Annotated in this window: 17 protein-coding genes; 6 read left to right on the forward strand and 11 right to left on the reverse strand. The window is 71.7% G+C overall.

Features of this window, described 5'->3' with window-relative positions; genetic code table 11:
- Positions 1 to 1,011 precede the first annotated feature (1,011 nt).
- Positions 1,012 to 1,794: a metal-dependent hydrolase gene (locus MUN74_RS18445; protein ID WP_244856497.1), complete on the reverse strand. Its 783-nt coding sequence runs from the start codon at positions 1,792 to 1,794 to the stop codon at positions 1,012 to 1,014.
- Between the two features lie 133 nt (positions 1,795 to 1,927).
- Here MUN74_RS18445 and MUN74_RS18450 point away from each other — a divergent pair, with 133 nt between their 5' ends.
- Both MUN74_RS18450 and MUN74_RS18455 read left to right on the forward strand, forming a co-directional pair.
- Entirely contained in the window at positions 1,928 to 2,425 is a 498-nt protein-coding gene (locus MUN74_RS18450; RefSeq protein ID WP_305038259.1) for a glutathione peroxidase, read from the forward strand.
- A 105-nt stretch (positions 2,426 to 2,530) separates the two neighbouring features.
- Positions 2,531 to 3,031: a hypothetical protein gene (locus MUN74_RS18455; RefSeq protein ID WP_244854062.1), complete on the forward strand. Its 501-nt coding sequence runs from the start codon at positions 2,531 to 2,533 to the stop codon at positions 3,029 to 3,031.
- A 19-nt stretch (positions 3,032 to 3,050) separates the two neighbouring features.
- Here MUN74_RS18455 and MUN74_RS18460 read toward each other — a convergent pair whose 3' ends face one another.
- From MUN74_RS18460 to MUN74_RS18485, 6 genes are all read right to left on the reverse strand, one after another.
- Positions 3,051 to 4,532 (reverse strand): dihydrolipoamide acetyltransferase family protein, encoded by a 1,482-nt coding sequence (locus tag MUN74_RS18460; RefSeq protein WP_244854063.1) that lies wholly within the window; start codon positions 4,530 to 4,532, stop codon positions 3,051 to 3,053.
- Positions 4,529 to 5,548: an alpha-ketoacid dehydrogenase subunit beta gene (locus MUN74_RS18465; RefSeq protein WP_244854064.1), complete on the reverse strand. Its 1,020-nt coding sequence runs from the start codon at positions 5,546 to 5,548 to the stop codon at positions 4,529 to 4,531. The genes MUN74_RS18460 and MUN74_RS18465 overlap by 4 nt, the downstream gene beginning before the upstream one ends.
- Positions 5,545 to 6,672, reverse strand: a complete 1,128-nt coding sequence (gene pdhA / locus MUN74_RS18470) for a pyruvate dehydrogenase (acetyl-transferring) E1 component subunit alpha (RefSeq protein ID WP_244854065.1) — start codon at positions 6,670 to 6,672, stop codon at positions 5,545 to 5,547. The genes MUN74_RS18465 and pdhA overlap by 4 nt, the downstream gene beginning before the upstream one ends.
- Before the next feature lie 108 nt (positions 6,673 to 6,780).
- Positions 6,781 to 7,275 (reverse strand): Lrp/AsnC family transcriptional regulator, encoded by a 495-nt coding sequence (locus MUN74_RS18475; RefSeq protein WP_244854066.1) that lies wholly within the window; start codon positions 7,273 to 7,275, stop codon positions 6,781 to 6,783.
- 14 nt (positions 7,276 to 7,289) lie between these two features.
- Positions 7,290 to 8,093, reverse strand: a complete 804-nt coding sequence (locus tag MUN74_RS18480; protein ID WP_244854067.1) for an oxygenase MpaB family protein — start codon at positions 8,091 to 8,093, stop codon at positions 7,290 to 7,292.
- Positions 8,093 to 9,250: an aggregation-promoting factor C-terminal-like domain-containing protein gene (locus MUN74_RS18485; RefSeq protein WP_244854068.1), complete on the reverse strand. Its 1,158-nt coding sequence runs from the start codon at positions 9,248 to 9,250 to the stop codon at positions 8,093 to 8,095. Before MUN74_RS18485 ends, MUN74_RS18480 begins: the two co-directional genes overlap by 1 nt.
- 80 nt (positions 9,251 to 9,330) lie before the next feature.
- Here MUN74_RS18485 and MUN74_RS18490 point away from each other — a divergent pair, with 80 nt between their 5' ends.
- Together MUN74_RS18490 and MUN74_RS18495 are read left to right on the forward strand one after the other, a co-directional pair.
- Positions 9,331 to 10,506: a glycoside hydrolase family 3 N-terminal domain-containing protein gene (locus tag MUN74_RS18490; protein ID WP_244854069.1), complete on the forward strand. Its 1,176-nt coding sequence runs from the start codon at positions 9,331 to 9,333 to the stop codon at positions 10,504 to 10,506.
- Between the two features lie 113 nt (positions 10,507 to 10,619).
- A complete protein-coding gene (locus tag MUN74_RS18495; RefSeq protein ID WP_244854070.1) occupies positions 10,620 to 11,183 on the forward strand; it encodes a YceI family protein in 564 nt (187 codons plus the stop codon).
- A 110-nt stretch (positions 11,184 to 11,293) separates the two neighbouring features.
- Here MUN74_RS18495 and MUN74_RS18500 read toward each other — a convergent pair whose 3' ends face one another.
- Positions 11,294 to 12,403, reverse strand: a complete 1,110-nt coding sequence (locus MUN74_RS18500; RefSeq protein ID WP_244854071.1) for a winged helix DNA-binding domain-containing protein — start codon at positions 12,401 to 12,403, stop codon at positions 11,294 to 11,296.
- Positions 12,404 to 12,516: 113 nt separating this feature from the next.
- Here MUN74_RS18500 and abc-f point away from each other — a divergent pair, with 113 nt between their 5' ends.
- On the forward strand, positions 12,517 to 14,115 hold the full coding sequence (abc-f, locus tag MUN74_RS18505) for a ribosomal protection-like ABC-F family protein (protein WP_244854072.1): 1,599 nt from the start codon (positions 12,517 to 12,519) through the stop codon (positions 14,113 to 14,115).
- 82 nt (positions 14,116 to 14,197) lie between these two features.
- Here the strand turns inward: abc-f and MUN74_RS18510 are convergent, their stop codons facing one another.
- The 3 genes from MUN74_RS18510 to MUN74_RS18520 are packed head-to-tail and all read right to left on the reverse strand — an operon-like array spanning position 14,198 to position 15,605.
- Positions 14,198 to 15,049: an SURF1 family cytochrome oxidase biogenesis protein gene (locus MUN74_RS18510; RefSeq protein WP_244854073.1), complete on the reverse strand. Its 852-nt coding sequence runs from the start codon at positions 15,047 to 15,049 to the stop codon at positions 14,198 to 14,200.
- Positions 15,046 to 15,300 (reverse strand): hypothetical protein, encoded by a 255-nt coding sequence (locus tag MUN74_RS18515; protein WP_244854074.1) that lies wholly within the window; start codon positions 15,298 to 15,300, stop codon positions 15,046 to 15,048. Before MUN74_RS18515 ends, MUN74_RS18510 begins: the two co-directional genes overlap by 4 nt.
- Positions 15,297 to 15,605, reverse strand: coding sequence for a DUF3099 domain-containing protein (locus MUN74_RS18520; protein ID WP_244854075.1), 309 nt, complete (start codon positions 15,603 to 15,605; stop codon positions 15,297 to 15,299). Before MUN74_RS18520 ends, MUN74_RS18515 begins: the two co-directional genes overlap by 4 nt.
- 145 nt (positions 15,606 to 15,750) lie before the next feature.
- On the opposite strand from MUN74_RS18520, the gene MUN74_RS18525 reads away from it, so the two are divergent.
- The gene (locus MUN74_RS18525) at positions 15,751 to 16,461 is read left to right on the forward strand and encodes a beta-ketoacyl-ACP reductase (protein WP_244854076.1); all 711 of its coding nucleotides are present in this window, start codon (positions 15,751 to 15,753) and stop codon (positions 16,459 to 16,461) included.
- The last annotated feature ends 56 nt before the right edge of the window (positions 16,462 to 16,517 follow it).

Genomic DNA, 16,517 nt, shown 5'->3' on the forward strand with positions numbered 1-16,517 from the left:
CTCCTAATCCGGCCAGAAATCTTGCCGACTCCGCGCAGACTCGAGGGTCGCCGTGGGCTTTGCCTCACGCGCTTCGCGGGCCTCACGCGTCAGTCGAGCAACCATCTTCTGCGAGGAGCGGGCCAAGCGTGCCGAACTGCAGCAGACCTCCGCGGGCACCGCATCGGATGCAGAGGGGATTGCTGGAGGCGTCGTTGACCTCGTCTTTCCCGCGAGGCGGTACTCGCGCGCAGAGTAGATCCGCCGCGTGATCATCTATCCTCCACTTTTCGATCCGAGACGCGTCCAGAACGCCCGAGACAGAACCGCGTCTTCTGTCTGTGTGGAAACACGACGTACAAGAAGTGCTTGATCAGGTCCAAATCAGTCGAGATGCGGCGAGGGCAATCGTGAGTACCGATAGTCACCCGCTGGGAGCCATCGGGCACGGGATCAATACGGCTCGTCGGTGAGATCGAGTGGGGCCCTTTTGGGTCCGTTTTCAACCACAGGCACCTCCATGTAACGGCATCCATCGAACGCCCTCGGATCGCCCGCTGGGTCATCCTGGCCGTACAATTGCTGGTATCCACAACCAAACAGGTGCGCTCACGCCGACGCGCAGCACTGTCAGGGGGTCAGGGGTTCGAGTCCCCTCAGATCCACCAACGAGCCCCGGTTCTCACAGAGGACCGGGGCTTTCTCGTTTCGTGCGACCGTGTGATCGCGCGATCGCGACCTTCGTCCCCTGGGGCTTCGGAACGCTCGTGATGTGCGTGATGATGTTCGAGGTCATCGCCCGCATTCGGGGCAAGCGTGCCACGTTCGGCATCCCGACGATCGGCGGACGGTACATCGGCGATGTTCGCGACGATGGGACTGCGCACGAGGTCGACCTCGCCGGTCGACGCCGGCGCAGGGGTCGGCGCAAGCGCGCCCGGTTGAAACTGCGCCGGATCCCACGTCGTCGGCGGAGTCGGTCGCCCACGAGCCGTTCCGCGTCGGGTCTATCCGAGCAGTGTCTGCGCGGGCCTACCCGAGCAGTGTCTGCTCGATCCCGACGAGCCGCAGCGCCTCGAACCCGACGACGACCGTGCAGTAGAGCGTCAGCACCCCGCCCAACGTCTTCTCGCGCCAGGAGCCGGTGTCGCCGAGCAACGGCAGTGCCACGAACCCGTTCGGCAGCCAGACGCGATTCACGACCGGCACCGAGCGTACGATCGACGGCGGCCGCGGCATCCACGGCCAGAGCAGGCCGGGCAGCCCGCCCGTGGTGAGCGCGTCACCCGCGAGATGGGCGACGAAGCCGACGGCGACGGCGACCGGGAACCACGCGAGCCCGCCGGGCACGACGCTGACGAGTGCGAACGCGAGCGCGATGCCGGTGATCCAGGCGACGAGCCACGACCTGACGAATCCGCGCGCCTTGACGGCGAAGCACGTCAGGGCGGCGATGCCGGCGCCGACCCCGATCGCGACGGTTCCGGCGGCACCGACGTCGATCGTCGCGAACGTCAGTGCCCAGGCTGCGGCCGTGACGAGCAACGCCCCGAGCAGGGAGTGCGCCCCGTGCCGGTGGCCGCCCGAGATCGCCTCGACGGTGCGGGCGCCGAGGCGGCCGAGCACGGGCACCGACTGCGCGATCGTCGCGCTGTGGTGGTCGGCGTCGGGCAGGAGGGCCGCGCCCGCGCAGACGACCGAGCCGGCGATGACGGCCACGGGGTCGAGGGGGAGCACCCCGACCGTCAGGTAGGGCACGGCACCGGTCACCGCGATCCAGGCGGCCGCGCCGCTGACCGCGTGATTCACGCCCATCACGGGCGACGACTCTCGGTGGCGTGGTCGACGGTCGTGGGGGAGCGGTGCATCGGGCGGATCCTTCCGGTAGGGCGATGCGATCGTAGCGGCAGCTGCCCACAGTGGCCGTGCGGCCGCGTAGGCTCGAGGGGTGGAGATCCGAGACATCCCCCTCATGACCATCGACGGCGAAGCCGCATCGCTCGCCGACCACGCCGACGAGGTCGTCATGGTGGTGAACGTCGCATCACGATGCGGCCTGACGCCGCAGTACGAGAAGCTCGAGGCGCTGCAACGCGAGTACGGCGACCGCGGTTTCACCGTGATCGGGTTCCCCTGCAACCAGTTCGCCGGCCAGGAGCCGGGCGACGCCTCCGACATCAAGCAGTTCTGCTCGATGACATACGGCGTGAGCTTCCCGCTCATGGAGAAGGCGAAGGTCAACGGGCGCAACCGGCACCCGCTCTACGAGGAGCTGACCAAGGTGCCCGACGCCCGAGGCAAGGCGGGCCGCGTCAAGTGGAACTTCGAGAAGTTCGTGATCCTGCCGAGCGGAGAGGTGCGCCGATTCCGGCCCACGACCGAGCCCGACGACCCCGAGATCGTCGCCACGATCGAGCGCGGCCTCGAGGGATTGCGCGCAGCCTGAGGCATCCATCGCCGCCCGGCGCGTTTCCTTGACCCTCCGACGGGGGCGGCCCACAATTGGGGGGTCGATCTGAACAGTCGATCTGAACAGGTGAGCGGAGTCCGAATGTCCGACGTGTACGCCCGACCGAGCCGCGACGACCAGCCGACGGTGCCCGATTTCGCTCCGGCCGCAGAGACCGACGACGCCGTGACGATTCCGCCGGCTCCGGTGCAGGACCAGCGCCCGTGGGGGCGCGATCTCCGCTTCATGCTCGTGGTGCTCGTCGCCGTCGTCGTGCTGTTCATCGCGTTCGTGTTCGTCGTGGCGTTCGGTCCGACGGCCGGTGCCGTCAGTGCCCTCGCGATCGTCGCGGCCCCGATCGCCACCATGGTCGCCGCCTACTACGGCATCTCGCTCGCGCTCCGTCAGGTGCGTGACGCCCGTGACGCCGCCGTGGCCGCTGACGCGCGGGCCCACGCCGCCGAGACGAGTGCTCGCGAGTCCGACGCCTGGGCCGCCCAGATGGAGTCGGGCCTCCGGGTGTCGGTCGCGAAGCTCCGCGCCGCAGGTGTCGACACGCGCGACGTCGAGCGCGCAGCCGGCACGCCCGACGAGTTCTTCTGATCGCTCGGCCGCCCGGGCCTCAGAGCTCCGCGAGCAGCGAGACCGGCTGCTCGATGCACCGCGCCACGAAGGTCAGGAAGGCGGCCGCCTCGGCGCCGTCGCACGCGCGGTGATCGAATGAGAGCGTCAGCTCGGTGACCGTGCGCACCGCGAGCGCGCCGTCGACGACCCACGGGCGCTCGACGAGTCGCCCGACGCCGAGCATCGCGACCTCGGGGTGGTTGATGATCGCCGCAGACCCGTCGACCCCGAGCGTGCCGTAGTTGTTGAGCGTGAACGTGCCGCCCGAGAGGGCGGCCGGCGCGAACGCACCGGTCGCGGCGGCGTCGGTCTGGGCGCCGACGGCGTCTCGCAGCTGACGGAGGTTCATCGCCTCGGCGCCGTGCACGACGGGGACCATGAGTCCGCGGGGGGTCTGCGCCGCGAGGCCGAGGTTGACCGCATGGTGGAGCACGAGCTCTCCGCGCTCGGCGTCGAAGCTCGCGTTGAGGCGCGGGTGTCGGCGCAGGCCCGCGACGACGAATCGTGCGATGAGGGCCGTGGTGCCGAAGCGTTCGCCCGTGGCGTCCTGCAGCCGACGCCGGGCGTCGGCGAGCGCGGTCGCGTCGACGTCCATCCAGACCGTCGCCTCGGGGATCTCACGGCGCGACCGCGAGAAGTGGGCGGCGGCCGCGCGAGCGACGCGATCGAGCGGAATCCGCTCGTCACCGGGGGGCGCAGGAGCCGGCTCGGCCGCGGCGGCCGCCGGTTGCGACGGGGATGCCGCGGCGCCGACGGGTTCCGTCGATGGCGTGGTTGATGCACCGCCCGCAGGAGCGGTGGCTGCTCGCAGGGAGGACTGCTCGCCGATGAAGGCCTCGACGTCGCGGCGCATGACGAGGTGGTCGGGACCGGTGCCCTCGAGTCGGCTCGCGTCGAAGCCGTGCTGTCGGGCGAGGCGTCGCACGATGGGGGAGACCACGGGCGATCGGCGAGTCGCGTCGAGCGTCATCGTCGCCGTCGCTGTCGCCGCTTCCGACGGGGCGTCGACGCCGCTGCGTCGACCGAACCGCGCGGGCGCGGACGCGGCGCGCTTCGTGACGCTCGACGTGCGGGTGCCGTAGCCGATGAGCACGGCGCCGGACGCCTCGGTCGCCACCTCCGTCGGCGCGGCGATGCCCGGTTCGGCAGCGACCGGCCCAGTGCCTGGGCCGGGGGTGTCGGCATCACGGTCGTCAGCGGTCGCGGTGGACGCGGGGCCAGCGGCATCCGCAGCGGGTGCGCCGTCTGCGGCGAGGGTCAGCAGCACGGCCCCGGCGTGCAGGGTCTCGCCGACGTCGCCGCCGAGCGATTCGACGACGCCGGCGAACGGCGTCGGCAGTTGCACGACCGACTTGGCCGACTCGAGCTCGACGACGGGCTGGTCGATCGCGACCTCGTCGCCGGGAGCGACGAGCCACGCGACGATCTCGGCCTCGGTCAGGCCCTCGCCGAGGTCGGGCAGGATGAACTCGCGCGTCATGCGTCCCACTCCCAAGTGTCGAGCGCGGCGAGCACGCGGTCGGCCGTCGGCAGGTGGTGCTCCTCGAGCTTCGGCGACGGGTACGGGATGTCGAAGCCCGCGATGCGCAGGACGGGCGCCGCGAGGTGGTGGAAGTTGCGCTCGGTGACCCGGGCCGCGACCTCGGCCCCGTAGCCGCCGAACTGCGCCGCCTCGTGGATGACGGCGGCGCGGGATGTCTTCCGCACCGAGGCGCCGACCGTCTCGTCGTCGAACGGGGAGAGGCTGCGAAGATCGACGACCTCGATCGAGAGGCCCTCGTCGACCGCGGCCTCGGCGGCCTCGAGCGCGGTGCGCACGGTCGGTCCGTAGGCGAGCAGGGTCACGTCGGTGCCCTCGCGCACGACGACGGCCCGATCCATGGGCGTCGTCGTGACGGGCAGGGCGAGCGGCGCCTTCGCCCAGTAGCGGCTCTTCGGCTCCATGAACACGACCGGGTCGTCGCTCGCGATCGCCTCGCGCAGCATGGAGTAGGCGTCGGCGGGGTTCGACGGCATCACCACCGTCAGGCCCGGGGTCGACGCCCAGTACGTTTCCGACGAGTCGGAGTGGTGCTCGACCCCGCCGATCGCACCGGCGCAGGGGATGCGCACCACCATCGGCAGCGTCACCCGGCCCTTCGTGCGATTGCGCATCTTCGCGACGTGCGACACCATCTGCTCGAACGCCGGATAGCTGAACGCGTCGAACTGCATCTCGACGACCGGCCGCATGCCGTACATCGCCATGCCGACGGCCGTTCCGATGATGCCCGACTCGGCGAGCGGCGAGTCCCAGATGCGCTCGTCGCCGAACTCCGCCTGCAGGCCGTCGGTCACGCGGAACACGCCGCCGAGCGGGCCCACGTCCTCGCCGTAGACGACGACGCGGTCGTCGGCGGCCATCGCGTCGCGCAGCGCGGCGTTGAGCGCGCCGGCCATCGTCAGCTGGGTCGGGGATGCCTCGGTGCGAGGCGCCTCGGTCGTCGTGGCGTTCATCGGCCGCCCTCCGCCTGGTCGCGGGCGCCGGCGAGCTCGGCCGCGAGGTAGGCGCGCTGCTCGGCGAGTGCGGCACGAGGCCGCGAGTAGACGTGGTCGAAGAGCTCGAGCGGGTCGAGTTCGGCCTCGACCGTCATGACCTCGCGCGTCGCGGCGGCGAGTTCCTCGGCGGCGTCCGTGATCTCGGCGCGCACGGTCTCGGTGAGGACGCCCTCGGACACGAGGTACTTCTCGAGGCGCTCGATCGGGTCGCGCCGCTTCCAGTGCTCGACGTCGCGCGAGGAGCGGTAGCGGGTGGGGTCGTCGGAGTTGGTGTGCGACTCGATGCGGTAGGTGACGCCCTCGATGAGGGTCGGACCGCCGCCCGCCCGTGCCCGGTCGACCGCGGCCCTCGTCACCGCGTACATCGCGGCGACGTCGTTGCCGTCGACGTGGAAGCCCGGCATGCCGTAGCCGACGGCCTTGTCGGCGAGGGTCGTCGCGTGCGTCTGGCGCGCGAGCGGGGTGCTGATCGCGAACTGGTTGTTCTGCACGATGAAGACGGTCGGCGTCTGCCAGACGGCGGCGAAGTTGAAGGCCTCGTGGGCGTCGCCCTCGCTCGTGGCGCCGTCGCCGAGGTACGTGAGGGAGACGATGGGGTCGCGGCGGAGCCGCGCGGCGTGCGCGAGGCCGACCGCGTGCAGCGCCTGCGTCGCGAGCGGGGTCGCCTGGGCGGCCGTGCGGTAGGCGTGCTGGTCGTACCCGTTGTGCCAGTCGCCGCGGAACGACTGCAGGATCTCGCCGGGCGCGATGCCCCGGGTGAGGAGCGCGATGCTGTCGCGGTAGGTCGGGAAGAGCCAATCGACCGGGTCGAGCGAGGCGACGGCGCCGATCTCGCAGGCCTCCTGACCGTACGCCGACGGGTAGGTGGCGAGCCGCCCCTGCTTCGTGAGCGCGGTCACCTGCACGTCGAAGCGGCGGGCTACGACCATCTTGCGGTAGAGGTCGAGGAGGGTGTCGACGTCGGGCAGCGAGAAGCCGCCGGTCGACGCGCCGGTGACCGCATGCCCCGCGTTGTCGAGGAGGCGGAGGGGCTTCTCGGCGGGAAGGGTGCGCGTCGGGAGGTGCTCCACGTTGAGGCTCATGAGCCCATCGTGCGACATGTTCGCCCGGCCCCGCGGGCGTGTCATCCATCCGTGAACGAACGGCCCGCGCCCGCCGGAATCCGTGCCATTCGTCCGCTCGGCGGGGAGTCAGCTGCGCCAGATGTCCAGGGTCTGCGCGGGCGGCTGCCCGTCGATCTCTTCGAGGATGAGGTGGCTGCGCGTCGAGACGACGCCGGGCATGTCGTGGATGTCGCGGAGGATCGCCTGGCTCAGCTGCTCATGGTCGGGCGCACTGACCGTGAGGATGATGTCGATGTCGCCCGACACGGCCTGCACCTTCTCGACGAACGGCAGGGTGGCGAGCTTCGCGGCGATCTCCTCCCACGAGACTTCGCCGATGCGCACCACGACGAGCGCCGAGATGTGCAGCCCGATCGAACGGCGGTCGATCTGTGCACCGAAGCCGGTGATCACGCCCCGCTGCTGCAGTTGCTGGAGTCGGTTGTGCGCCGCGGTTCGGGAGATGTGCACCCGGTCGGCGAGGGTGCGCACCGAGAGGCGACCGTCGCGGCTGAGTTCGGCCACGATGCGGCGGTCGATGCTGTCGAGCGCCTCGTTCTGATGCGGTGCCTGCGGGGTCATCCTCGTCCTCTGCCTCACCGCCCAGCGTACCGGTTCGACCGCGTCGCGCGCCTGAGCGAGGCCCGCATCGGTGCCTGCCGCACGAACCTCGGAAGGCATGGCCAGCCGGCGGCGATCACCCGGAGCCACGCGGTGCTCACGCGGTCGGTTCGCGGGGTCCAGCGGAACCCGTACGCGTCGCGCACCGACGGCGGCAGGAGGGCCGCCGTCATGAGGCGGACGAACGGCAGCAGCATCCCCGACCCCCGCGGCAGTGCGCTCGACGCGCCCAACAGCGTGCGCGCGACCTGTCGCGCTTCGTCGCCGACCTCGACCGCTGCGAGGCGGTGCAGCCACCACGCGTCGAACTCGGCGCGGGACTGCGGCCACCCCGCCCGACCGGCCTGGAGGTGCGAGCCGAGCGCGCCGTAGCCCCGCACGATCACGTCGGCGACCCGGGGGTCGAGCGGACCCCACAGCCGTTCCTCGAGCGCGAGCGCGGTCGCCAGGATGGTCGCGGCGACCCAGCGCTGGGTCTCGGCGTCGAACGCGTCGTAGCCGGGGGAGTCGCCGTCGCCCGCGCCGCGTACGGGGCCGTGCCGCCGGTTGACGCGGCGCACCGCCTCGCGCACGACGTCCTCGTCGCCGAAGCCCACCGCGTAGACGTAGTCGAGCGTGCCGAAGAGTCGATCGAGCGGACGGTGGGCGAAGTCGCTGTGACGGGCGACCCCGCGCGCGACCCGCGGGTCGGCGAGCTGCAGCAGGATGGCCGCGCCGCCGCCGAGCAGGAGAACTCCCTCGGCGGCATGGCGGCGGAAGAGGAGTTCGTCGTCGTGCATCAGTACCAATTGAACTGCTCGGAGTGCGCCCATGCACCGCAGGGGGCGCCGTAGCGGCCGGCGATGTACGAGAGACCCCATTCGATCTGCGTGGCGGCGTTGGTGCGCCAGTCCGCTCCCGCGGCGGCCATCTTGCTGCCGGGCAGCGATTGCGGGATGCCGTACGCGCCGCTGGAAGCGTTGTACGCATCGGCCCGCCAGCTCGACTCCCGGGTCCACAGGAGCACGAGGCACTGGAACTGCGCGGAGCCCCAGCCGTAGCGACCGACCGCGCCTGCCGCGTACGCCTTGGCACCCTCCGGGTCGACGTCCATTCCGGGAGGCGGAGCGTCGTCGCCACCGCTGCCGCCACCGCCGCCGGCGTTCTCGGCGGCCTCGGCGGCGGCCCGCTCGCGTGCTTCAGCCTCGAGCCGCGCCTGTTCACCGATGCGGAATCGGCGTTCGAGCTCGACGGAGCGGTCGCGCAGGCTGGCGAGTTGCGCGTAGAGGGTGTCGAGCGCACGCCGCTGTTCGGCGACACGTGCCTCGGCGGCCTCGTGCGCCGCGCGTGCCTCGTCGGCAGCCTGCTCGGCGAGGCGGGCGAGACGTGCCCGCTCCCGTTCGGCGACGTCGGCCTGGTCGCTGAGCGACGCGGCGTCGTGCTGGGCCGCCTCGGCGCTCGCGGCGAGCCCGGCTGCGAGATCGGCGAGCTGGGCGCCGCGAGTCAGGCTGTCGAGCAGGTCGTCGGCATCACCGGCCTCGCCCGACTCGACGAAGAGCCGCATCGCCACGTCGGCCCCGCCGGTGCGTGCGAGCACGGAGCTCAACCGGGCGAACCGGGCGGCCGCCTCGTCGGCGGTCCGCGTCGCCGCATCGGCGGCCGAGCGCAGGTCGGCGGCACGCGTCGCCGCCGCCCGGTGCTCGGCGGCCGCGGTCGCGGCGGTGGCGGCCGCTTCGACGGCGAGGTCGCCGAGGCGTCCGGCCTCCTGTTCCAGTCCGTCGACGAGCGTCGTGATCCGATCGGCCTCGGCCTCGCGGCCGGCGACGCTCTGCTTCGCGGCCTCGACCTCGTCCCAGGTGGGGTAGTCCTCCGCCGCCGCGGGCGCGGCGACGAGGCCGAGTCCCGCCACGAGGGCGATCACGGTCGCGGCGTGCACGATCAGGCGACTGCGGCGCATCGACTCACCCCTCCCGAGGCCGCGAGTCTACCCAGCGCTGTCTTCCGCCCCCGGTCAGACACGCAGCGTACACTCGCCGGGTGCGCTTCCCCCGCCTCCTGCCCGTGACGATGCTCGCCGTCGGCGCACTCGCGCTCGTCGGCTGCGCCTCGGATTCGTCGCCCTCGGGGGCGACCGCGACGGCGACGGCGACGGCAGAGCCCCGTGCGACGGCGACTCCCACCCCGACGGTCGACGCGACCGAGGCGTGGGTGGCCGAACGCGTCGCCGCCATGACGGTCGCCGAGAAGGCTGCGGCACTGCTCATGCTGCACGCCCCCGGCACCGATCCCGGGCCGATTCGCGCACTGCTCGAGCAGGGCACCTCGGGCGTCATCCTCATGGGCGACAACATCGCGGGGGATGCCGCGTCGATGCACGCGCTGACCGAGGCCCTGATGGTCGATCCCGAGCTCGTGCCGCTCGTCGCGATCGACGAGGAGGGCGGCGAGGTGCAGCGCCTCGACTGGGACACCGCGGCGACCGCCGAGGCGCTGCGCGACGCTCCGCCGGCCGACACGACCGCGGCGTTCGCGGCGCGGTCGGCGAGCGTCGCGGCGGGCGGCGCGAACGTCAACTTCGGCGTCATCGCCGACGTCACCGCCGACCCCGACTCCTTCATCGCCGGGCGGGTACTCGGCACCGAGCCGCAGGCCGCGGCCGATCGGGTCGCGGCGGCCGTCGCCGGCGAACGCGGCGTGGTCGCGACGACGCTCAAGCACTTCCCGGGCCACGGCGCCGCGCCGGGCGACTCGCACTCCAGCATCCCGAGCGCACCGCTCGACCTCGCGGCGTGGCGTGCCGGCCCGGCGCTGCCGTTCGCAGCGGGCATCGATGCCGGCGCCGAGCTCGTGATGACCGGCCACCTCGCGTACCCGGCGATCGATCCGGCCCCCGCGTCGCTCTCGCCCGAGTGGCACCGCATCCTGCGCGACGAGCTCGGCTTCGACGGGGTGGTCGTCACCGACGACATGCTCATGCTGCAGCACAACGGCCTGCCCGAGTACGCCGACCCCGGTGAGAACGCGGTGCGCGCGATCGCCGCCGGCTCCGACCTGCTGCTCTACGTGCTGCCGGCGGACCCGTCGGAGTTCGGCATCTCGGTCGACGGGCTCGTCGGCGCGATCGGCGCCGCCGTCTCGTCGGGCCGTATCCCCGAAGCGCGGCTCGACGATGCCGTCACCCGCGTGCTCACGCTCCGTCGTGAACTGAGTTGATCGGGTCGCGCCTCGGAAAAAGTCGCGAGGGCGGGAATAGATCGTCGATATCCATGCGTTTGCATACGTGAGGCCGATCGGCCCGAACCATCCGAAGTGGAGAACAGCGACACATGACGACCACCGCCCCGACGATCGAGATCCCCGGCTACCGCGCAGGCACCTGGACCATCGACCCCACGCACAGCGAGGTCGGCTTCCAGATCCGCCACCTGATGATCAGCAAGGTCAAGGGCAAGTTCGAGCGCTTCAACGCGACCTTCGTCACTGCGGAGAACCCGCTCGACTCGAGCGTCACGGCGTCGGCCGAGGTCGCCTCGGTCAACACGAACGAGCCGAACCGGGACGCGCACCTGCGCACCGGCGACTTCTTCGAGGCCGAGACCTACCCGACCATCGACTTCGTCTCGACCGGCGTGCGCGTCGAGAAGGGCGACTTCAAGGTCGACGGCGAGCTCACGATCCGCGGCATCACGAAGCCGGTCACCTTCGACTTCGACTTCGGCGGCTTCGGCGGCGACCCGTACGGCAACTACAAGGGCGGCGCCTCGGCGAAGGCCGTCATCAACCGCGAGGACTTCGGCCTGATGTACAACGCCGCGCTCGAGACCGGTGGCGTGCTGCTCGGCGACCAGGTGACCATCACCCTCGAGCTGCAGGCGGCGCTCCAGCAGTAATCGGCGGCGATCGATCGAAGGGCCGGATGCCACAGGCATTCGGCCCTTCGTCGTACCCGAGCCGTCCCGGGCCGGGCTCGGCAGCCGATCGCGGGAGGTGATCGCGGGACTCAACCGGCGGCGGCCGCCTCGACCCCGGCGAGCCGCACCGACCAGAATTCAGCCCAGCGCTCGAGCGCGGGTGCGAAGCCCTCGAGGTCGGTGCCCGCGCGGAACGGGTCGAGGGTCACCGTCGTGCCCGCACGGCGCTCGGGCGAGCGGCGCCAGGTGCCGACGACCTCGCCGTCGCGCACCAGGATCGGCAGGAAGAGCCCGTTCTTTCCGGGCACGACGCGGAGCGCGTCGTCGGGGGAGCAGTACGCCGTGCGATCGCCGTAGCCGAGGAAGTACTCGTCGAACGGCGCGAGCACGTGGTCGCCGTCGGGAGCGGCCGTCGGCGTCGGCGCGTCGACGGCGACGAAGTGGTCGTCGCCCCACGGCTGCACCGTTGCACCCGCCTCGGCGGCTGCCGCGCGCGCCTGCGTGAGCGTCAGCCCGGTCCACCAGGCGAAGTCCCGAACGGTGACGGGGCCGTGCCCGCGCGCGTACCCGGTGAACAGTCGCGCGAGCGCCTCGTCGTCGCCCGGCTCCGATGACGACGCCGGCGACCATTCGTCGAGCAGGACGAACCGTTGGCGTGCCCGGGTCTCGACGGGGCCGTTGCAGAGCAGCCCCTCGGTCGCGAGCACCCAGATGAGGTGATAGCCGCGCTGCCCGTCGGTCGAGATGCCCACGGCGCTCCAAGCGGCCTGCAGTTCGTCGCGCGTGGCGGAGCGGCCGCCACTGAGCAGGCCGATCGCCACCTCGCGCGCCGTGGCGAGCACGTGCGCGTCGAGCCCCTCGTCGCGCTCGAGCTTGGCGGAGCGCAGGCGGGCGCGAGGCGCCGCGATCCGCAGGATCGGTCGCAGCATCGCCGGGTCAACGAAATGCAGCGTTCCGCGCATCGGCCACGAGCGCACCACCCGGCGATCCTCGATCGCGGCGTCGATCGCGGCCTCGCTCGCGTCGGCCAGGCGGGCGCCGAGCACCCACTTCGCCGCGGCGAGGTCTTGCGCCTGCACGCAGACGAGGTGTTCGATCGCCTCGGAGGGCGAGCCGAACGGCGAGGCGAGTCCCTGCGCACGGAGTCGGGCGGCGCGCAGCGCCGTGAGCGAAGTCCCGGGCGAGGCATCCGTCGTCATGCTGCGAGTCTGCCGGACACCGCCGACAGCGCGCGACCACAGCGCCCGCTCGACGTTAGACTGGGAGGCTGTGCCACTCGGCACCGATTCCCATGCAGCCAGGAGGCCCCGCCGTGCTCGCCGTCCACGACCTCGAGATCCGCGTCGGCGCGCGCCTGCTCATGGAGAACGTCTCGTTCCGCGTCTCGGACGGCGACAAGATCGGCCTCGTCGGCCGGAACGGCGCCGGAAAGACGACGCTCACCAAGACGCTCGCGGGCGAGACGCTGCCGACCGACGGTCGCATCGACCGGTCGGGCGAGATCGGCTACCTGCCGCAGGACCCGCGTTCGGGCGATCCCGAGATGCTCGCGCGCACGCGCATCCTCGACGCGCGCGGGCTCGGTTCGCTCGCGCTCGGCATGCACGAGGCGTCCATGAACATGGGCAGCGACGACCCCGTGGCCGCCGAGAAGGCCATGAAGAAGTACGGCAACCTGACCGACCGCTTCAACGCGCTCGGCGGGTATGCCGCCGAGGCGGAGGCGGCATCGATCGCCTCGAACCTCAACCTGCCCGACCGCATCCTCGACCAGCCGCTGAAGACGCTCTCGGGCGGTCAGCGCCGCCGCATCGAGCTCGCCCGCATCCTCTTCAGCGACGCCGAGACGATGATCCTCGACGAGCCGACGAACCACCTCGACGCCGACTCGGTCGTGTGGCTGCGTGAATTCCTCAAGGCGTACAAGGGTGGCGTCATCGTCATCTCCCACGACGTCGAGCTCGTCGGCGAGGTCGTGAACCGCGTCTTCTACCTCGACGCGAACCGCTCGCTCATCGATGTCTACAACATGGGCTGGAAGCACTACCAGCGCCAGCGCGCCGCCGACGAGGAGCGCCGCAAGAAGGAGCGCGCGAACGCCGAGAAGAAGGCCGACGTGCTCAAGCTGCAGGCCGCGAAGTTCGGCGCGAAGGCGTCGAAGGCCGCCGCCGCCCACCAGATGGTCGCGCGCGCCGAGAAGCTGCTCGCCGGCCTCGAGGAGGTGCGCGCCGTCGACCGCGTCGCGAAGCTCCGGTTCCCGACGCCTGCGCCGTGCGGTCGCACGCCGATCAGCGCGAGCGATCTGTCGAAGAGCTACGGTTCGCTCGAGATCTTCACGGCGGTCGACCTCGCGATCGACCGCGGGTCGAAGGTCGTCATCATCGGCCTCAACGGCGCCGGCAAGACGACCCTCCTGCGCATCCTCGCGGGCGTCGACGAACCCGACACCGGCAACGTCGAGCCGGGCCACGGCCTGCGCATCGGCTACTTCGCGCAGGAGCACGAGACCATCGAGGTCAAACGCTCGGTGCTCGAGAACATGGTGAGCTCGTCGCCGAACCTCACCGAGACCGAGGCGCGCAAGGTGCTCGGCTCCTTCCTCTTCACGGGCGACGACGTGCACAAGCCGGCCGGCGTGCTGTCGGGCGGCGAGAAGACCCGCCTCGCGCTCGCGATGATTGTCGTCTCGGGCGCGAACGTGCTGCTCCTCGATGAGCCGACCAACAACCTCGACCCCGCGAGCCGCGCCGAGATCCTCGACGCGCTCTCGCACTTCGAGGGCGCCGTCGTGCTCGTCTCGCACGACCCCGGGGCGGTCGAGGCGCTGAACCCCGAGCGCGTGCTCATCCTGCCCGACGGCGTCGAGGACCACTGGTCGGCCGAGTACCAGGAGCTCATCGAACTCGCCTGACCCCGGGCCGCGGGCGAGCCGGCCGCGCAGCTGCGCGGTGGCGCGGTGGCGCGCGGTTTCGGAGCGGGATTCGCGCGCGCGGCTACCGCCCGTCGAGGATCCCGTCCTCGACGTCGGCGTCGGCGTCGCGCCGCGGCTTGCGCTCGGGTCGGCGGGGCGCCCGGCGCTCGTCGTGCCCGCCCCTTGCACCGGTGAGGGATGCCTCGGCGAGCGCCTTGCGCTCCTGGTTCGCCGCCCAGCCGAGGCCGATGAAGGCGAGCAGGGCGAACACGAACCACTGCAGCGCGTACGACAGGTGCGGGCCCTCGTCGCGCTCGGGGCGGGGCGCTGCGAGCGGGGGTTCCGCCGCGTCGTCGGGAGACTGCACGAGCAGGCCGTACGCCCCGGTGTAGGCCGGCGTACCGACGCGTGCGGCGAGCTCGTCGAGGTCGATCGTCGCGAGTTCGGTGCCGGTCGAGGTGCGCCCGGCGATCGTGCCCTCGCCGGCCTTGAGCCGCGCCTCGACCTCGATCTCGCCGGTCGGCGCCGCAGGGATGTCGCCCGGCCGGCCGTCGGGCGCCTCGGGGATCCAGCCGCGATCGACCATGAACACCGTGCCGTCGTCGAGGCGGAACGGCGTGATGACCTCGAAGCCCACGTTGCCGTTCAGCGGGCGGTTGCGCACGACGACCTCTTCGGCGGGCAGGTACTCGCCGGCGAGCGACACCACCTTCCAGCGCTGGTCGATGTCGAACGCCGTGGGATCGGGCAGGGCGTCTGCGACCGGGACCGCCTCGGCATCGTAGTTCGCGTCGATACGGGCGACCTCGGCGAGCGCCTCGGCGCGGCGGTTGAGCTGCCAGGTGCCGAGCGCCGAGCACGCGATCGCGAAGATCACGACGAGCACGAGATAGCCGGCCCAACGGCCGCTCAGCAGGAAGCGCCAGTCGTTCACGCGCGGCCTCCCGCCGCGGCATCCGCATCGTTCGCGTCACCGTCGAAGGCGGCGACCGAGACCGGGAACGCACGCGCCTCGAGGAAGTCGCGCAGGTAGCCGACGTGCTCGTCGCAGGCGAGCCAGGTCTTGCCGCGGTCGCCCGTGTGGATCTTCGGGTTGCGCCAGTCGATGCGCCACGTCGCGGTCGCCGTGCACGCGGCACGGGAGCAGACGGCGCCGTCGGGGGCGCCGGAGAACCCGCCGATCATCGCAGCCCGTCGCCTTCGTCCGACGGCGGTGCGGCCGGCGGCGCGGACGGCCCCGCGGGCAGCGCGCGGTCGGGACGCACGACGTGACCCGCCCGGCCCGAGCCCTGCGCGTTCGCGAGCACGACCGCGATGTAGGGGAGGAAGATCGCCCCCGCCGCGAACACCGCGAGCCACCAGCCGCGCGCGAACAGCATGGCGAAGATGCAGGCGACCCGGATCGTCATCGCGACCGTGTACTTGATCATGCGTGCGCGCCGCTCCGCTTCGGGGGAGGGCGGCAGCGAGGTGATCGACTGCTGCTTCATGCTGGGTCGCCGGGATCTGACGGCGCTCCTCTTGCGTCAAGCCTACGTCCGATACGACCGGACGGATGCCGTGAACGGGACGTTCTATGCTGAGACGGGCCGCTCGGCCCGCCCTCCCGCACGACCTTTGGAAACGGAGTCCAGCATGACGACGAGCCGCACCGTCCTGGTGACCGGTGGCAACCGGGGCATCGGCTACGCGATCGCCCGCGAATTCATCGCCCAGGGGCACCGGGTCGCCGTCACCGCCCGTTCGGGCGAGGGGCCCGAGGGGTCGCTCACGGTTCGCGCCGACGTCACCGACGCCGACTCGATCGACCGCGCCTTCACCGAGATCGAGGCCGAGCTCGGCCCCGTCGAGGTCGTCGTCGCGAACGCCGGCATCACGCGCGACACGCTCCTCCTGCGGATGAGCGAGGACGAGTTCACGAGCGTCATCGACACGAACCTGACGGGCGCGTTCCGCGTCGTCAAGCGCGCGTCGAAGGGCATGCTGAAGGCCCGCTTCGGTCGCATCGTGCTCATCTCGAGCGTCGTCGGCCTCTACGGCTCGCCGGGCCAGATCAACTACTCGTCGTCGAAGGCGGGCCTCGTCGGCATGGCGCGCTCGCTCACCCGCGAGCTCGGCGCCCGCAACATCACGGCGAACGTCGTCGCGCCCGGGTTCATCGAGACCGACATGACCGACGAGCTGCCCGAGGCGCAGCAGGCCGAGTACAAGAAGAACATCCCGCTCGGCCGGTTCGCCTCGCCCGACGAGGTCGCGCGCGTGGTCGCGTGGCTCGCGGGCGACGACGCCGGCTACATCTCGGGGGCCGTCATCCCGGTCGACGGCGGCCTCGGCATGGGGCACTGAGCCGACGCAGCCGGTACCGCTCGCACGAGGGGTCGAGACGCGAATACTGCGTCTCG

Origin of the sequence: Agromyces sp. H17E-10, assembly GCF_022919715.1 — a bacterium.
Classification (GTDB): domain Bacteria; phylum Actinomycetota; class Actinomycetes; order Actinomycetales; family Microbacteriaceae; genus Agromyces.